Genomic DNA, 14,511 nt, shown 5'->3' on the forward strand with positions numbered 1-14,511 from the left:
CCCTCAGTGCCCGGCCGATGCGGCGACCAGGCCAGCCCCGGCCGCGAGCAGTCGCCGGGCCATCGTCAACTCTTCCGGCGTGGTCACGTGAATGTTCATCGGCTCGCCCGGCACCACGACGACGGCCGCGCCGAGCGCGGCGACCATCGCCGAGTCCTCGACGGCCTCGGTAGCGCCCGCGTGCGCCGCGCGCAGCAGATCCGCGCGGAACGCGTGCGGAGTCTGCACCAGCCGGTGGGTCTCACGCACCAGCGAGCGCCCGGCCACCAGGGCGTCGGTCAGGCCACGATCGGCGTCGCCCGGGCCGACCTCCTTGACGACCTCGGTGAGCGGGAGTCCCGGGACGGCCGCGTCCGCGCCGCCGCGCACCGCGGCCACCACCCGGTGGTAGAGGTCGGCGGTGGCGAGCGGATGGGCGGCATCGGTGATGACGATGACGCCCGCGGCGGCCGGCACCGCCGCCAGGCCCGCGCGCACCGACTCGGCCCGGGTGGCGCCGCCGCTGGTCACCAGCACCTCCGGCGTCCCCGAGGTGAGCTCCGGGCGCCAGCGGTCCAGCAGCGCGGGCGGGAGCACCACGACGACGCCGTCGCTCACGGGGCCGGCGGCCAGCACCGGATGCTCGACCAGTGGGCGCCCGCCCAGGTCGAAGAACTGCTTCGGCCCGCCGAACCGAGTACCGCCGCCGCCGGCCAGTACCACCGTCCAGACCGGGCCGGCCGCGGCATGGGTGCTCATGAGACGACCTCGGGTACCGGCGCGCCCGGGGTTCCCGCTGCGTCCGCGTCCGCGTCGTCGTCGCGGACCAGCAGGCCCACTCCGGCCAGCGCGTCGACCGCGGCGGTGACCGAGTCGAACTCGATGGCGGCCCGAGCCGCGATGTCGAGCAGGTCGTGCGCCCCGTCGGCGAGGTTGAGGACCCAGAGCAGGCCCATCTCGACGGCCTGGCGGTTCATCGTCGCGCCGATCGCGCGGTACAGCCCGCGGCGGCCGAGCTGCGGCTCGCCGTAGGGGCTCGTGTTGCGCCAGACCGCGTTGCGCTCGCAGATCTCGATGATCCGCGTGAGCAGGCCGAACGACTCGGCCAGGCTCTCCGGGCTGACGAAGTCCAGGTTGTCGGCGGAGGTGTGGTACTCGGGGTACTCGCCGTGCTGGCCGCGCCCGAACCGGCCCACCGGCAGGTCGAAGCCCGGGGAGCAGAACTGCCGCTCGTCGTAGCCGTACGGCGAGAAGTCGACGACCCGGTGCGGCCGCCCGGTCTCCGCGAGCGCGACGGCCGCGGCTCGGTCGACGACCGCGTCGCCGCGCCTGCTGCGCTTGTAGGTGGGCTGGGAGCGGTCGCCGAGGCCGGTCAGCACCAGCCCGTGCCGGATCCGGCCGACGACGTCCCGGTTCTGGGCGAGCCAGGTGATCGAGCCGATCGTGCCCGGGATGAACAGCAGCCGGAACGTGTGCCGCCGGCGGGGCAGGGCCGCCAGGTGATGAGCCAGCTCCGCGAGGATCGCCATGCCGGACCCGTTGTCGTTCGCGGTCGACGGATGGCACGTGTGCGTCGTGATCAGGAACTCTTCCGGCTCGCCGCCCGCCGGCGTGGGCTCGGTCGCGGGCAGGACGATCTCGGCGTAGGTGAGCGAGCCGTCCGTGAGGGTGGTGTCGATGACCACCTCGTACTCGCCGTCCGGCAGCGCGCGCAACGCGGTGTCCGTCAGGCAGAAGCCCCAGTTCTCGTTCCAGTAGGACGTCCGGTACGGGATCCAGTCCGGCCGGTCCGGCATCGAGAACAGGTGCGGGCGCAGCTCGTCGAGGCTCAGCCGGGCGCGGGTGGGGACGCTGTAGCCCAGCAGGTGCAGTGGGTGGTCGGCGATGTCGACCACCCGCGACCCGTCCGGACCGACCAGGTAGGCGGCCCGGACGTTCCACTCCCTGGGCACCGTCCAGTCGAGCACCGGCGTGCCCGAGGGCACCTCGTGGACCTCGAACGGGATCTCGGCGCCCCCTCGCCCCCCGGCGACGGCCTTCTGGACGATCTCAAGGGTCGCCCGGACGCCGTCGCCGGTGATGCTGCGCACCGGTGCCGCGCCCAGCGCGGCGACCAGGTCGTGCAGCCGCTCGCCGAGCGCGGCGTCCTGGGCCTCTGAAGTACTCACCGTGACCTATGGGCTCAGTCGGTCCAGACCCGCCAAGGGGCGGCGCCCGCGTCCCAGAGCTGGTTGAGCTCGGTCCAGTCCCGGAACGTGTCCATCCCCATCCAGAACCCCTCGTGGGGGTACAGGGTGAGCTGCCGGTCCCGGGCGAGCTGCTGCAGCGGGTAACGCTCCAGCATGAGGGACGGGTCGTCGTCGACGTACTTGTCGGCGAACTCCCGCTCGAAGACGAAGTAGCCACCGCTGACCCAGCCGGTCTGCGGCGGCTTCTCGGCGAACAGGCTGACGCCGTCGCCGTCCGTCTCCAGCTCGCCGTACCGGCTCGAGGGCCRCACCCCGGTCACGGTGCCCATCCGGCCGCCGCGCACGTGCGCGTCGAACAGCGCGGCCACGTCGATCGAGCCGACGCCGTCACCGTAGGTGAGTAGAAAACGCGGGCCGGTCAGGTACTGGCGGACGCGGCGCAGCCGGGCCCCGGTGCCGTTGAGCAGGCCGGTCTCCGCGAAGGTGACCTCCCAGTCCTCGTCGCCCTCGGCGTTGTGGAACTCGGGGGTGTGGTCGTCCGAGAGCGTCAGCGTGAAGTCCGCCACCTGCTCGCGGTAGTTGACGAAGTAGTTCTTGATGGCGTCGCTCTTGTAGCCCAGGCACAGGACGAAGCGGCGGAAGCCGTAGTGGCTGTAGGTCTTCATGATGTGCCAGAGGATCGGCTTGCCGCCGATGTCGACCAGCGGCTTCGGAAGCTTCTCGCTGGCCTCGCGCAGCCGGGTGCCCATCCCACCGCAGAGGATGACGACCGGGATGTCCGCGGCGCCGGGGACGGTGCGGGCCGGCGTGGACGCCGAGCTCGGGGGTGTCACGGCTGTTTGCTCTCCCAGGGTCGGACCCGGGCATGCTCCCGGGCGTTGGTCTGCCGGCGTTCGAGCGGGCTGGGGCAACGCCGGGCGGTCACGGCCGAGGTGGCCACAGCCCTTGACCGGTCGTGGCCCAGACGGCCGGGCCGCCGATGGGAACCAGGGGCCGTTCCCCTGGCAGGGACCGCGGGTCCTGGCCGGTCCGGAAGATCAGCTGCTCCCACTCCCGCGGTGACGTCCGGGACGCTGCCGGAGTAACCGTACCGTACTGAACTTCTCGGCCCGCGCAGACTAGGTCGGCCGCTTCGGGCCCGCCTACCGGGCCTTTCGGCGCGGCGAGGACCTGACGCGGGACCCGCAAGGACGGGCCAGAGGTCGGGCGGTGGCCGCGCGGTGGCGGGCGCGCCGCCCTGGGCCGTCGTGCGTTCGTCATCGCGACGCCGCGTCCACGGACMGGGACGTCACGGCTCTTCCGGAGGCCGCGCCGTGGCGGATCCGTAACGGCGCGTGCTTGTTGGTCTGCTTGGCGCACACCAGCTCGCGGCGCCTAGGTAACAGGTGATATGTCTCGTTGCTGCGGCGCGCGGCTCTCGTGCGGGTGTCGGGCCGGCAACCACCGGGCCGCCTGAAGCGTCCTCTTCTTGTCGTTCTCATCCAGTCTGAGCGGCAGCTAGGGGAAAGGCTCAAGGCCGGTCGCTGTGTGTGCTTGCGCACAGATCCGGCGAGTCCGGGTGTGTCACCAGGTGCCCGGCTTCGCTGTGCCGCCCCGAGGGGGCGGTCAGCGGACGTAGTAAGTTTCGGTACCTTTCGGGCGCCGCCGACCCACTCTGCCCTGGTTGGGACGGCGCCGCACCGCGACGGAGGTGAGTGTGGGTGGCCCGCCGTGGTGGATCGACCCGGGAGCACGCGCGCGAGGAGCTCCGCTACTACGGTGACGAGGCCCGACGCTGGTATGACTGGCTGGTCCAGATCTCGGGCGGCCCGGCGAAGTTCAAGAGCCGGATGCTGCCGGGAATCGCGGTGGCCCTAGTCCTGGTGCTCGGCCTGACGGCCTGGGCCGTGACGCCGAAGCCGGGCGGGCACGACGACGAGGGCGCCGACTTCGTGGCCGCCTCCTCGACGGCCGCCGCCACCGTCGCTCCGACGGGCCCCGACGCGCCGGCCACGTCCGCGCCGGCAGCCGCCCCCACCGGACCGCCCCCGCGGCCGCGCGCGCAGCCCGCGAAGACCAACGGGCCGTGGCCGGCCGGGATGTCCGCCGGCAACACCGGCCAGGCGAACGCCTTCGCCAGCTACCGCGGCCGGCCCAACGACGTGGTCGTCATGTTCACCGCCCGCAACAGCTGGGGGGCGATCACCGGGCCGTGGATCGGCGACAGCGCCAACCACTTCAGCGGCTTCGCCGGCACCTGGGTCGTCTCCGTGCCGATGTTCCCTGACCCGCCGGCCGGAGCGGACAGCGACGCCTGGAACCGGCAGCACATGGCGGCCTGCGCCTCTGGCGCCTACGACGGCTACTTCCGGCAGTTCGGCAACTGGCTCAACCGCAGCGGTCGGTCGGACTCGTTCGTCCGCATCGGCTGGGAGTTCAACGGCAAGTGGTTCGCCTGGCGGGCCCTCGACGCCCAGCAGTGGGTCCAGTGCTTCCGGCACGAGGCGCTCGCGCTGATCTCGGTGGCCCCGCGGGTGCGGATCGACTGGACGGTCAACTCGCGCACCTCGCTGCCGAACGGCGGCGACCCGTTCTCCGCCTACCCGGGTGACGACGTCGTCGACGTGATCGGGATCGACACCTACGACCAGTACCCCCCGAGCTACGACGTCGGGACGTTCAACGCCAAGTGCGAGGACGGCCCCCTGCTGCCGGGCGCCTGCTATGTGATCAATTTCGCGCAGCTGCACAACAAGCTGTTCTCGGTGCCGGAATGGGGGCTGGTCGACAAGGGCACCCCCGCGGGCCAGGCGGGCCAGGCGGGCGGCGACAACCCGTTCTACATCCAGCAGATGGCGAATCTCTTCCGGCAGTACAGCGGCATGCTCGCGTACGAGGCCTACTTCAACGACAACGATCCCCACAACGTGAACTCGTCGCTCACGAACCCCGTGCAGCAGCCCAACGGTTCGGCGGCCTACCGCTCGCTCTGGTCGGCCACCCAGTAGAGCGGGCGCGAGGCGCGCCGGACCTCCCAGATCACTGCCTGGTACTACCCGCGGCGTGACCGGTCGGCGTCGTCGTACAGGCCGGAGACGAAGGCCTCGGCGACGCCGACCTGCGCGCGCAGGGCGGCCAGCTTCTCCTCGGCGAGCACCACCCACGTACGCAGGCGCTCCTCCAGCGCGGCTCGCACGTCCGGGGCCATGCCCGGATGCGAGAGCTCGTCGCGCAGGGTGAGTAGTGATCGCATCTCCTCAAGGGTGAAGCCGAGGGGCTTCATCATCTTGATCAGGAAAAGCCGGTCGACGGCGTCCTCGTCATAGAGCCGGAAGCCGCCGGCGGTGCGGCCAACCGGCATCAGCAGCCCGGCCTCCTCGTAGTAGCGGACGGTGCGCAACGACAGGTCGACCCGCTCGGCGACGTCCCCGATCTGGTAGAGGTCGGCGCGACCGGTTTTTGGCGTGGACTGGCCACGGCGCGTGGAAGACAACTCTACCCTTACGTCAAGTGAGACTGGCGGGCCCCTGCCGGGCAGGCCAGCTGCTGGCAGATGACTGTACGTCGCGTCGACCCTTCGGCCCACCCCACTGATCCCGCCCGCGCCCGTTCGTCCGCCGGCCACCGCGGGCCACTGCCGGCGGTCGTGGCGGGGGACGAGCTGACCCACGCGGCCGGGCGCTCCCGTACCCTGACCATGGAGTTGCTCGCTCATTCAGGTCGGGCTCTTTCCAGGTCGGGCGATGGCCAGCTCACGCTCGCCAGCCGAGCGTCACGCTTGCCAGCCGAGCGGGCCGCGGGACGGGCGCCCGGCCGCGCCCCCAGCGTTGCCCGGAGCTCCGGCGCCGCACGCCGGGCAGAAGCCGCGGCCCGGCTGACGTTGCAGTCAGAGACGGTGTTGTAGTCCAGACCGTGCGCCCGCGCGGGCGCACATCGACATCCAGGATCCGGTGGTCGCGCCGGACCTGGAAGAGGCCGGGACGGATCCGATGACCCTCGCGCCGCTGCTCGACGCTCTCACCGCCCGGCCGGGCGGTGAGCCGGCGCTGTTGCGTGCCCAGGACGCCCTCGCCGCCGGCGGCCCCGGCGGCCCGGTGGTGCCGGTAGATCTCTCGGGACCGCCGGGCCTGCGCCCGTTCGCGGTCGCGGCGCTGGCCCGCGCGGGGCGGCAGGTGCTGGCCGTGACCGCCACCGGGCGGGAGGCGGAGGACCTCGCCGACGCGCTGGGCAGCGTGCTCGGGCCGGACAACGTCGCGGTCTACCCGAGCTGGGAGACGCTGCCGCACGAACGGCTCTCGCCGCGCGCCGACACGGTCGGGCGGCGCCTCGCGGTGCTGCGCCGGCTCGCGCACCCCGACACCGGGCCGGGCGACGGGCAGCAGGCGCCCGACGGGCGCGCGGCGTCGGCCGGGCCGCTCTCGGTCGTCGTCGCGCCGGTGCGGGCCGTGCTGCAGCCGCAGGTCGCCCGCCTCGGAGACCTCGAGCCGGTGCTGCTGCGCCGCGGCGACACCGCCGACCTCGAGGCGGTCGTCGAGCGGCTGGTCCAGATCGCCTACCACCGGGTCGACCTGGTCGAGCGGCGCGGCGAGATCGCGGTGCGCGGCGGCATCCTCGACGTCTTCCCGCCGACCGAGGAGCACCCGCTGCGGGTCGAGTTCTTCGGCGACGAGATCGAGGACGTCCGGCCGTTCTCGGTGGCCGACCAGCGCGCTCTCGACGGCGAGAAGGCCGGGGGGCAGGGCGCCCCCGGCGGCGGGTACGCGCTGTTCGCGCCGCCGTGCCGCGAACTGCTGCTCACCGACGACGTGCGCGCCCGCGCGGCCCTGCTGGCCGGTGAGCACCCCGACCTCGTCGAGATGCTCGACAAGATCGCCTCGGGTATCCCGGTGGAGGGGATGGAGGCGCTCGCGCCGGTCCTCGTCGAGCGCCTGGTGCTGCTTCTCGACGAGCTGCCCGCGGGCACCCAGGTGCTGCTGTGCGACCCGGAGCGCATCCGCGCCAGGGCCGCCGAGCTGGTCCGCACCAGCCAGGAGTTCCTCGCCGCCTCCTGGAGCTCGGCCGCGCTCGGCTCGGACAGCCCCATCGACCTCGGCTCGGCGGCCTACCGCTCGCTCGCCGACGTGCGCGCCCGCGCGGCCGAGCTGGGCCTGCCCTGGTGGACCGTCAGCCAGTTCGGCGCCCTGAACGCCGGGGAGGACGCCGACGAGGCCACCGCGGCCTTCGACCCGCCCGACGAGGCCGTGGCGTCCAGCCTGCGCCCGGCGCCCGCCTACCACGGCGACACCGCCCGCCTGGTCGCCGACGTCAAGGGCTGGCTGAACGACTCGTGGCGGGTCCTGTTGGTCACCGCCGGCCACGGCCCGGCGCAGCGGCTCGCCGAGCTGCTGCGCGAGGCCGACCTCGGCGCCCGGGTCGCCGACGACGCCGAGCTCGCGCCGTCCGTCGTCACCGTCACCCAGGGGCAGCTGTCCACCGGCTTCGCCAGCGACCTGCTGCGCCTGGCCGTGCTCACCGAGACCGACCTCGCCGGCGCCCGCGGCGTCACCACCAAGGACATGCGCCGGCTGCCGAGCCGGCGGCGCAAGGGCATCGACCCGTTGGCGCTGGCCGCCGGCGACCTGGTCGTGCACGAGGCGCACGGCGTCGGCCGGTATGTCGAGATGGTCACCCGTACCGTCGCCGGCGCGAAGCGCGAGTACCTGGTGCTCGAGTACGCCAAGGGCGACCGGCTCTACGTCCCCACCGACCAGCTCGAGCAGGTCACCCGCTACGTGGGCGGTGAGGGCCCGACGCTCGACCGGATCGGCGGGGCCGACTGGGCCAAGCGCAAGAGCCGGGCACGCAAGGCGGTCAAGGAGATCGCCGGCGAGCTGATCCGGCTCTACAGCGCCCGGATGGCGGCGCCCGGCTACGCGTTCGGCCCTGACAACCCGTGGCAGCGCGAGCTGGAGGACGCCTTCCCGTTCCGGGAGACCCCCGACCAGCTCTCCGCGATCGACGAGGTCAAGCGGGACATGGAGCGCCCGGTCCCGATGGACCGGGTGATCTGCGGGGACGTCGGCTACGGCAAGACCGAGATCGCCGTGCGGGCCGCGTTCAAGGCGGTGCAGGACGGCAAGCAGGTGGCAGTCCTGGTCCCGACCACGCTGCTCGTCCAGCAGCACTACCAGACCTTCTCCGAGCGGTACGCGGCCTTCCCCGTGATCGTGAAGGCGATGAGCAGGTTCAACACGGCCACCGAGCAGAAGGCCGCTATCGCCGGGATGGCGGACGGCTCCGTCGACGTCGTCATCGGCACCCATCGACTGCTGTCGAGCGAGACCAAGTTCAAGGACCTGGGGCTCGTGATCGTCGACGAGGAGCAGCGGTTCGGCGTCGAGCACAAGGAGCACCTGAAGAAGATGCGGACGGCGGTGGACGTGCTCACGATGAGCGCCACCCCGATCCCGCGGACGCTGGAGATGTCGATCACCGGCATCCGGGAGCTGTCGACGATCGACACCCCGCCCGAGGAGCGCCACCCGGTGCTCACCTCGGTCGGCGCCTACGACCAGCGCCAGGTGGCCGCCGCCATCCGGCGCGAGCTGCTGCGCGAGGGGCAGGTCTTCTACATCCACAACCGGGTCGAGTCGATCGACAGGGCCGCGGCCCGGCTGCGCGAACTGGTGCCCGAGGCGCGGATCGCGACCGCGCACGGCCAGCTGAACGAGGACCTGCTCGAGAAGGTGATGGTCTCCTTCTGGGAGAAGAGGTTCGACGTCCTGGTCTGCACGACGATCGTCGAGTCGGGCCTGGACATCTCCAACGCCAACACGCTCATCGTCGAGCGGGCCGACGTCTTCGGCCTGTCCCAGCTGCACCAGCTGCGCGGCCGGGTCGGGCGCGGGCGCGAGCGGGCGTACGCCTACTTCCTCTACCCGCCGGACCGGCCGCTCACCGAGACCGCGCACGACCGGCTCGCGACCATCGCGCTGAACACCGACCTCGGCGCGGGCATGGCCGTCGCGATGAAGGACCTGGAGATCCGCGGCGCCGGCAACCTGCTCGGCGGCGAGCAGTCCGGGCACATCGCCGCCATCGGCTTCGACCTCTACGTGCGGATGGTCGGCGAGGCGGTGGCCGACTACAAGGGGCAGGCGCCCGAGGAGCTGTCGGACGTCAAGGTCGAGCTCCCGGTCGACGCGAGCCTGCCGCACGACTACGTCGGCAGCGAGCGGTTGCGCCTCGACGCCTACCGCCGGATCGCCGCCGCGGCCAGCGGGGCCGACCTCGACGAGGTCCGGGCCGAGCTCGTCGACCGCTTCGGCGCGCCGCCGGAGCCGGTGGAGAACCTGCTGGCCGTCGCCTCGCTGCGGGTGCTCGCCCGCGGCTACGGCCTGGCGGAGATCACGCTGGCGGGCAAGCAGATCCGCTTCGGCCCGCTGGAGCTGCGGGAGAGCCAGACGCTGCGGCTGCAGCGGCTGTACAAGGGCGCCGTGGTCAAGCCGGCGGCCCGCACGGTGCTGGTCCCGGCCCCGAGCCTGACCGGCCGGATCGGCTCGCCGCCGCTGCGTGACAAGGCGCTGCTCGCCTGGGCGGCCGACCTGCTCGCCGCCATCCTCGGTGACTCCGTCGCCGCCGCCGCCAGCGTCGCCACCGGTAGCGCGCCCGGCAGCCGACCGTGAGGGCTCGCGTGGGTGGGCCGTGAATGGCACGCATTGGGGTGGGGTCGGGTGCGTCACCCCTGATGGGGAAGCTAACGTGGCGTCCGTGAAGTCACCACGTCTGCAAGGCCGGCGGCCCTCGTCCCGGGGGGCACTGTTCGGTGCCGCGCTCGCGCTGGTGGCGGTGGCCATGACCGCCTGCACGAGTCATGCCGGCGCCGCCGCGCAGGTCGACGACCAGACGATCGACACGGCCACCGTGAGCGCCATCGCGGACCGCGGCATGGAGGCGTACACGGCCTACGCCGCCGCGCATCCGGATGTGGTCGCGCAGCGCGAGTCCCAGCAGGGCCCGATCACCCGTGACCTCGTGCAGCGCCGCGCGCTGAACAGCCTCATCCGGGTCAGGCTGGACGAGGCGAAGGCGCGTGAGCTCGGGATCACGCTCACGCCGCAGGACTTCGACGCCTACTACCAGGCGCTCGCGGTGACCCAGGCCGGCAGCGTCCCCGCCTTCGAGGACGCCGTCGGCGTGCTCGGATTCGCGCCGCAGGACGTCCGGACCCAGGTGCACGTCGACGCGCTCGAGTCCAAGATCGCGGACAAGGTCGCGCCGGACCTGGTCGGCACGGACGCGCAGGCGAAGTCGGCCTATGACGGCCTGCTGGCCCAGTTCGGGGTGAAGTCCCTGCCGCTCAGCTACGAGCAGCTGCGGCCGTTCCTGGCCCGTGACATCGTCGAGGGAACCGCGCGCTCGGACAAGGTCACCCCCGAGCTGGTCAAGCTCTCGCGTCAGGTCGGGGTGTCGGTGAGCCCGCGGTTCGGGGCGTGGAGCGTCGACGACCTGCAGGTGCTGCCGCAGTCCGGTTCCATCGCGACCACGGCGACGCCGGATCAGCAGCTGAGCCTGTCGTGACCGAGGCCGGCCTGGCCCGGGTCACGCTGCTCGCGACCAGCGCCCGGGTCGCGCCGGGCCTGCTCACCGCGCCTGCCTGGGACCTGGTGCGCAAGGCTCCGGTGCGCTGCGCCGACCCGGCACACCCGCAGCTGCCCGCGCTGCGCGCGGCCGGCGCCGACGTCGAGGTCCTCGCGTTCCCGGAGCCGGCGCTGTTGGAGTCGGTGCTCGCGGAGCTGCGCGCCGCCGCCCTCGCGGCCGGCGCGGACGAGGTGGTGTGGCTGCTCGAGCCGGAGGCCGGCTGGCCGGGCGCCTCGGCGGCGCTCGACGCCGCCCTGCGCGCGCACGCCGGGACCGAGCCGGAGGCGGTCCGCATCGTCGCGGGGACGCACGACGTGGCGGGCGCGGTGCTGCTGGACGCGGTCGCCGTGATGGACCGGCTGCGCTCGCCAGGCGGCTGCCCGTGGGACGGCGAGCAGACCCACGCCTCGCTGGCCCCATACCTGCTRGAGGAGGCCTACGAGGCCTACCAGGCGATCGAGGACGCGCAGCCGGCCGAGCTGCGCGAGGAGCTCGGCGACGTGCTCATGCAGGTCCTGTTCCACGCGCGGGTCGCCGAGGAGGCGACGGACGGCGACGTGGACCGGGGCGGTGGCCGGTTCGACGTGGACGAGGTCGCCGCCGGGCTGGTGAACAAGCTGGTGCGCCGGCACCCGCACGTGTTCGGCGACGTGGCCGTCGCCGGCGCCGACGAGGTGCTCGCCAACTGGGACGCCATCAAGGCCGTCGAGAAGGGCCGCCGGTCGGTCACCGAGGGTGTTCCGCTGACCCAGCCGGCCCTCTCGCTCGCCGCGAAGCTGCAGAAACGCGCCCGCAAGATCGGCGTTCCCGCCGACCTCGTCCTGCCCGCCGCGCCGTGGTCCGAGACCGATGCCGCGACGGTCGAGGGCGAGGCCTGCGAGGGCCTGCCCGTGGCGGACGGCCCCGGCACGGCCGCCGAGGCGGTCGCGGCGATCGCGGCCGGCCCGGAGCTGGACGAGCGCGGGATCGGCGACCTGCTGTTCGCCGCCGTGGCGCTGGCCGACGCGGCCGGCGTGGACGCGGAGTCCGCCCTGCGCGCGCGTGCCCGCGCCTTCCGCGACGCCCTGGCCGCGGCCGAGGAGTCCGCCCACGCCGACGCCGTCGATCCGGCCGGGCAGGACCCGGCCAGCTGGCGCCTACGGTGGTCGTCTCCCGCCTCCTGACCGCATCCTGACCAATTTGAGGTCATGTTGGGTGAGTGGTGGGTGGTTACGGTGACATGGGGGTGGTCGTAGCCTCTGGGCATGGAGACGACGACGCCCCGGCACGCGATCGCCGAGATCCGCGCGTTGGCCGCCCGGCGCAACGCCCCGCTGCTCCTGGAGCTGGATCTCGCCACCGACCCGGTCGAGGGGGTCGTCGACGACCCCCTGGCGGCCTGGCGAGGCCGGGGGCGCCAGACGCTGCGCGAGCTCGTGGACGGCCTGCGCCGGGCCGCGCTCGACCCCAGGACCCGTGTGCTCGTCGCGCACGTCGCCAGCTGCGGGATGCCGCTCTCGCGGGCGCAGGAGATCCGGGACGCCGTCGCCGAGTTCCGCGCGGCCGGGAAGTTCGCGATCGCCTACGCCGACACGTTCGGCGAGTTCGGCGGCGGGACCGTTCCGTACTACCTGGCCTGCGCCTTCGACCAGATCTGGCTCGCCCCGCCCGGTGACCTCGGGCTCACCGGCGTCGCCAGCCACACCCCGTTCCTGCGGGACGCGCTCGACCGCCTCGGCGTGACCACCGAGCTCGGGGCGCGGCACGAGTACAAGAACGCGGTCAACACGTTCGTCGAGCGCGGCTTCACCCCCGCCCATCTGGAGGCGACCACCAGGGTGGTCGAGTCGTGCGCCGACGAGATCATCGCGGGCATCGCCGCCGGCCGGCGGCTGCCGTCCGACCGGGTGCGCACGCTGGTCGACGCCGGGCCGCTGTCCGCGCGGGTGGCGCTCGGCGCCGGGCTGGTCGACCGGCTCGGCTACCGCGACGAGGTGTACGCGGCCGCCCGCGGGCGTGCTGGCGCGCAGGACCCGACCGTCGAGCCGGTGACCGCCGCTCCCGAGCCGCTCGCCGCGTCGGCGCCGGCGTCGCGGGGCCGCCCGCCGCTGGCCGCCGTCCCCGAATCCGCCGCGAAGCCCGCCATGCCCGCCACGCCCGCCATACCGGTCGCGGAAGGCGGGGACGCCGTCACGGACGAGCCTTCCCGTCGGTCCGCTGACGCGGATCCGGAACTCTCGACGGGCACGCTCCCGCTGGAACCCCTGCCCGCCGAGCCGGCGACGCCGCGCGCGGACGAGGGCCCCGCCGCTGTCGCCGCCACGGGCATCCCCGCCGCTGCCGCCGCGGACCGGCCCGGTGATGGAGCCGAGGGCACGGCGTCCGCCGGCGACGCCGAGATCCAGGCCGGTACGGGCGACGGGTCGCCGGCGGGCGGGCCACCGCAACGCTCACCGGACGGGGCCAGCCCGGTCCCGATGTACCTGGGCGCCTACCGCCGGTCGGCGGCGCGGCGGGAGTCCTCGCCGCCGCGCCGGGTGGCCCGCTCCCTCGCCGCGGTCGGCTCCCGGTTCGGCGCCCAGCGGGGGGACACGGGACCCGCGGTGCCCGCGCAGGCCGAGACGGGCGCCGGCCTGGACCCCGACGTCGCGGTCCCGCCGGCCCTGGACCCGGGCCGCGCCGCCGTCGCGCTCATCCACGGCACCGGGCCGGTGGTGCTGCGCCGCGGCGGCCCGGGGGTCGGCGGCCCCATGCTGGCCGCCGACGCCGTGTGTGCCGCCTTCCGGGCCGCGGCGAAGGACCCGGACATCGCGGCGGCGGTCTTCCGGGTGGACAGTCCCGGCGGCTCCTACGTCGCCTCCGACCTGGTGCGCCGCGAGGTGGAGCGGTTCCGGGCCACCGGTCGCCCGGTCGTCGTGTCGATGGGCGCGGTCGCCGCCTCCGGCGGCTACTTCGTCTCGCTGGCCGCCGACACGATCGTCGCCAACCCGTCGACGCTCACCGGCTCGATCGGCGTCTACGGCGGCAAGCAGGTGATCAGCGGGCTGCTGGACAAGCTGGGCGTCGCGATCGGTGAGGTCGCCCAGGGCGAGCACGCGCTGATGATGTCGGCGCGCCGCCCGTTCAGCGCCGGCGAGCGGGCCAAGCTGGAGGAGTTCCTCGACCGCGTCTACGACGACTTCGTCGGCAAGGTCGCGTCCGCGCGGGCGATGAGCCTGGAACGGGCCGGCGAGCTTGCGCGCGGCCGGGTCTGGACCGGCGCCGACGCGTACGGGCACGGGCTGGTCGACGAGCTCGGCGGCCTGGAGCGGGCGCTGCGGCTGGCCTGGGCGGCCGCCGGCCTGCCCGGGGCGCGCCCGGGACAGGTGCGACTGGTGCCGCGGCGGTCGCTGGTCGACCGGGTCCGCCCCGCTCGTTCCAGTGAGGACCAGGCCGCCGCCGCCCAGGCCGCGTTCGGCCTCGGCGGCACGCACGGCCTCGGTGCCGGGTGGGCCGGCGCCTGGGAGGCGCTGGCCGGCTACTTCGCCGGCGTCCTGACCGGTGACCACGCCGGTGGCTGGGGCCCGCTCGCCGGGCTCGCCGCCAGCGCCGGCCTGCCGGCGGTCGGTCCGCTCCTCATGCCCCCGATCGGGCCCATCGGCTGACGCGCTCGCGCTCGCGCACCGCGACCGGGTCGATCGCCGTGGTGTCATGTGGTGTTCGGCGTGTGGCCGACCCGGTCGGGTCCTCGCGGCGGTAGTCTCGCCCGGGCGGATTCGTCCGGACC

9 protein-coding genes are annotated in these 14,511 nt (G+C 73.9%); 5 read left to right on the plus strand and 4 right to left on the minus strand.

Annotation, left to right across the window (positions count from 1 at the left end; genetic code table 11):
- Positions 1-3 precede the first annotated feature (3 nt).
- From BCD49_RS12470 to BCD49_RS12480, 3 genes are read right to left on the minus strand one after another with little or no spacing between them, the layout of a single operon-like run.
- Complete coding sequence (locus BCD49_RS12470) at positions 4-738, minus strand: 2-C-methyl-D-erythritol 4-phosphate cytidylyltransferase (protein ID WP_007511437.1); 735 nt, start codon at positions 736-738, stop codon at positions 4-6.
- Positions 735-2,147: a DUF4910 domain-containing protein gene (locus BCD49_RS12475; protein WP_007511438.1), complete on the minus strand. Its 1,413-nt coding sequence runs from the start codon at positions 2,145-2,147 to the stop codon at positions 735-737. The genes BCD49_RS12470 and BCD49_RS12475 overlap by 4 nt, the downstream gene beginning before the upstream one ends.
- 14 nt (positions 2,148-2,161) lie before the next feature.
- Positions 2,162-3,001: a glucose-1-phosphate cytidylyltransferase gene (locus tag BCD49_RS12480; protein ID WP_071041504.1), complete on the minus strand. Its 840-nt coding sequence runs from the start codon at positions 2,999-3,001 to the stop codon at positions 2,162-2,164.
- An 867-nt stretch (positions 3,002-3,868) separates the two neighbouring features.
- Between BCD49_RS12480 and BCD49_RS12485 the strand changes: the two genes are divergently transcribed.
- The gene (locus BCD49_RS12485; protein WP_007511442.1) at positions 3,869-5,155 is read left to right on the plus strand and encodes a glycoside hydrolase family 26 protein; all 1,287 of its coding nucleotides are present in this window, start codon (positions 3,869-3,871) and stop codon (positions 5,153-5,155) included.
- A gap of 44 nt (positions 5,156-5,199) precedes the next feature.
- Here BCD49_RS12485 and BCD49_RS12490 read toward each other — a convergent pair whose 3' ends face one another.
- The gene (locus BCD49_RS12490) at positions 5,200-5,640 is read right to left on the minus strand and encodes a MerR family transcriptional regulator (RefSeq protein WP_027140411.1); all 441 of its coding nucleotides are present in this window, start codon (positions 5,638-5,640) and stop codon (positions 5,200-5,202) included.
- A gap of 496 nt (positions 5,641-6,136) precedes the next feature.
- Here BCD49_RS12490 and mfd point away from each other — a divergent pair, with 496 nt between their 5' ends.
- From mfd to sppA, 4 genes are all read left to right on the plus strand, one after another.
- Entirely contained in the window at positions 6,137-9,811 is a 3,675-nt protein-coding gene (gene mfd, locus BCD49_RS12495; protein WP_035927164.1) for a transcription-repair coupling factor, read from the plus strand.
- 85 nt (positions 9,812-9,896) lie between these two features.
- A complete protein-coding gene (locus BCD49_RS12500) occupies positions 9,897-10,706 on the plus strand; it encodes a SurA N-terminal domain-containing protein (protein WP_232793988.1) in 810 nt (269 codons plus the stop codon).
- Entirely contained in the window at positions 10,703-11,929 is a 1,227-nt protein-coding gene (locus tag BCD49_RS12505) for a MazG family protein (protein WP_007511450.1), read from the plus strand. Before BCD49_RS12500 ends, BCD49_RS12505 begins: the two co-directional genes overlap by 4 nt.
- An 81-nt stretch (positions 11,930-12,010) precedes the next feature.
- Positions 12,011-14,389 (plus strand): signal peptide peptidase SppA, encoded by a 2,379-nt coding sequence (gene sppA / locus BCD49_RS12510; RefSeq protein WP_007511452.1) that lies wholly within the window; start codon positions 12,011-12,013, stop codon positions 14,387-14,389.
- Positions 14,390-14,511: the final 122 nt, after the last annotated feature.

The sequence above is a fragment of the Pseudofrankia sp. EUN1h genome, from assembly GCF_001854645.1.
GTDB lineage: Bacteria > Actinomycetota > Actinomycetes > Frankiales > Frankiaceae > Pseudofrankia > Pseudofrankia saprophytica.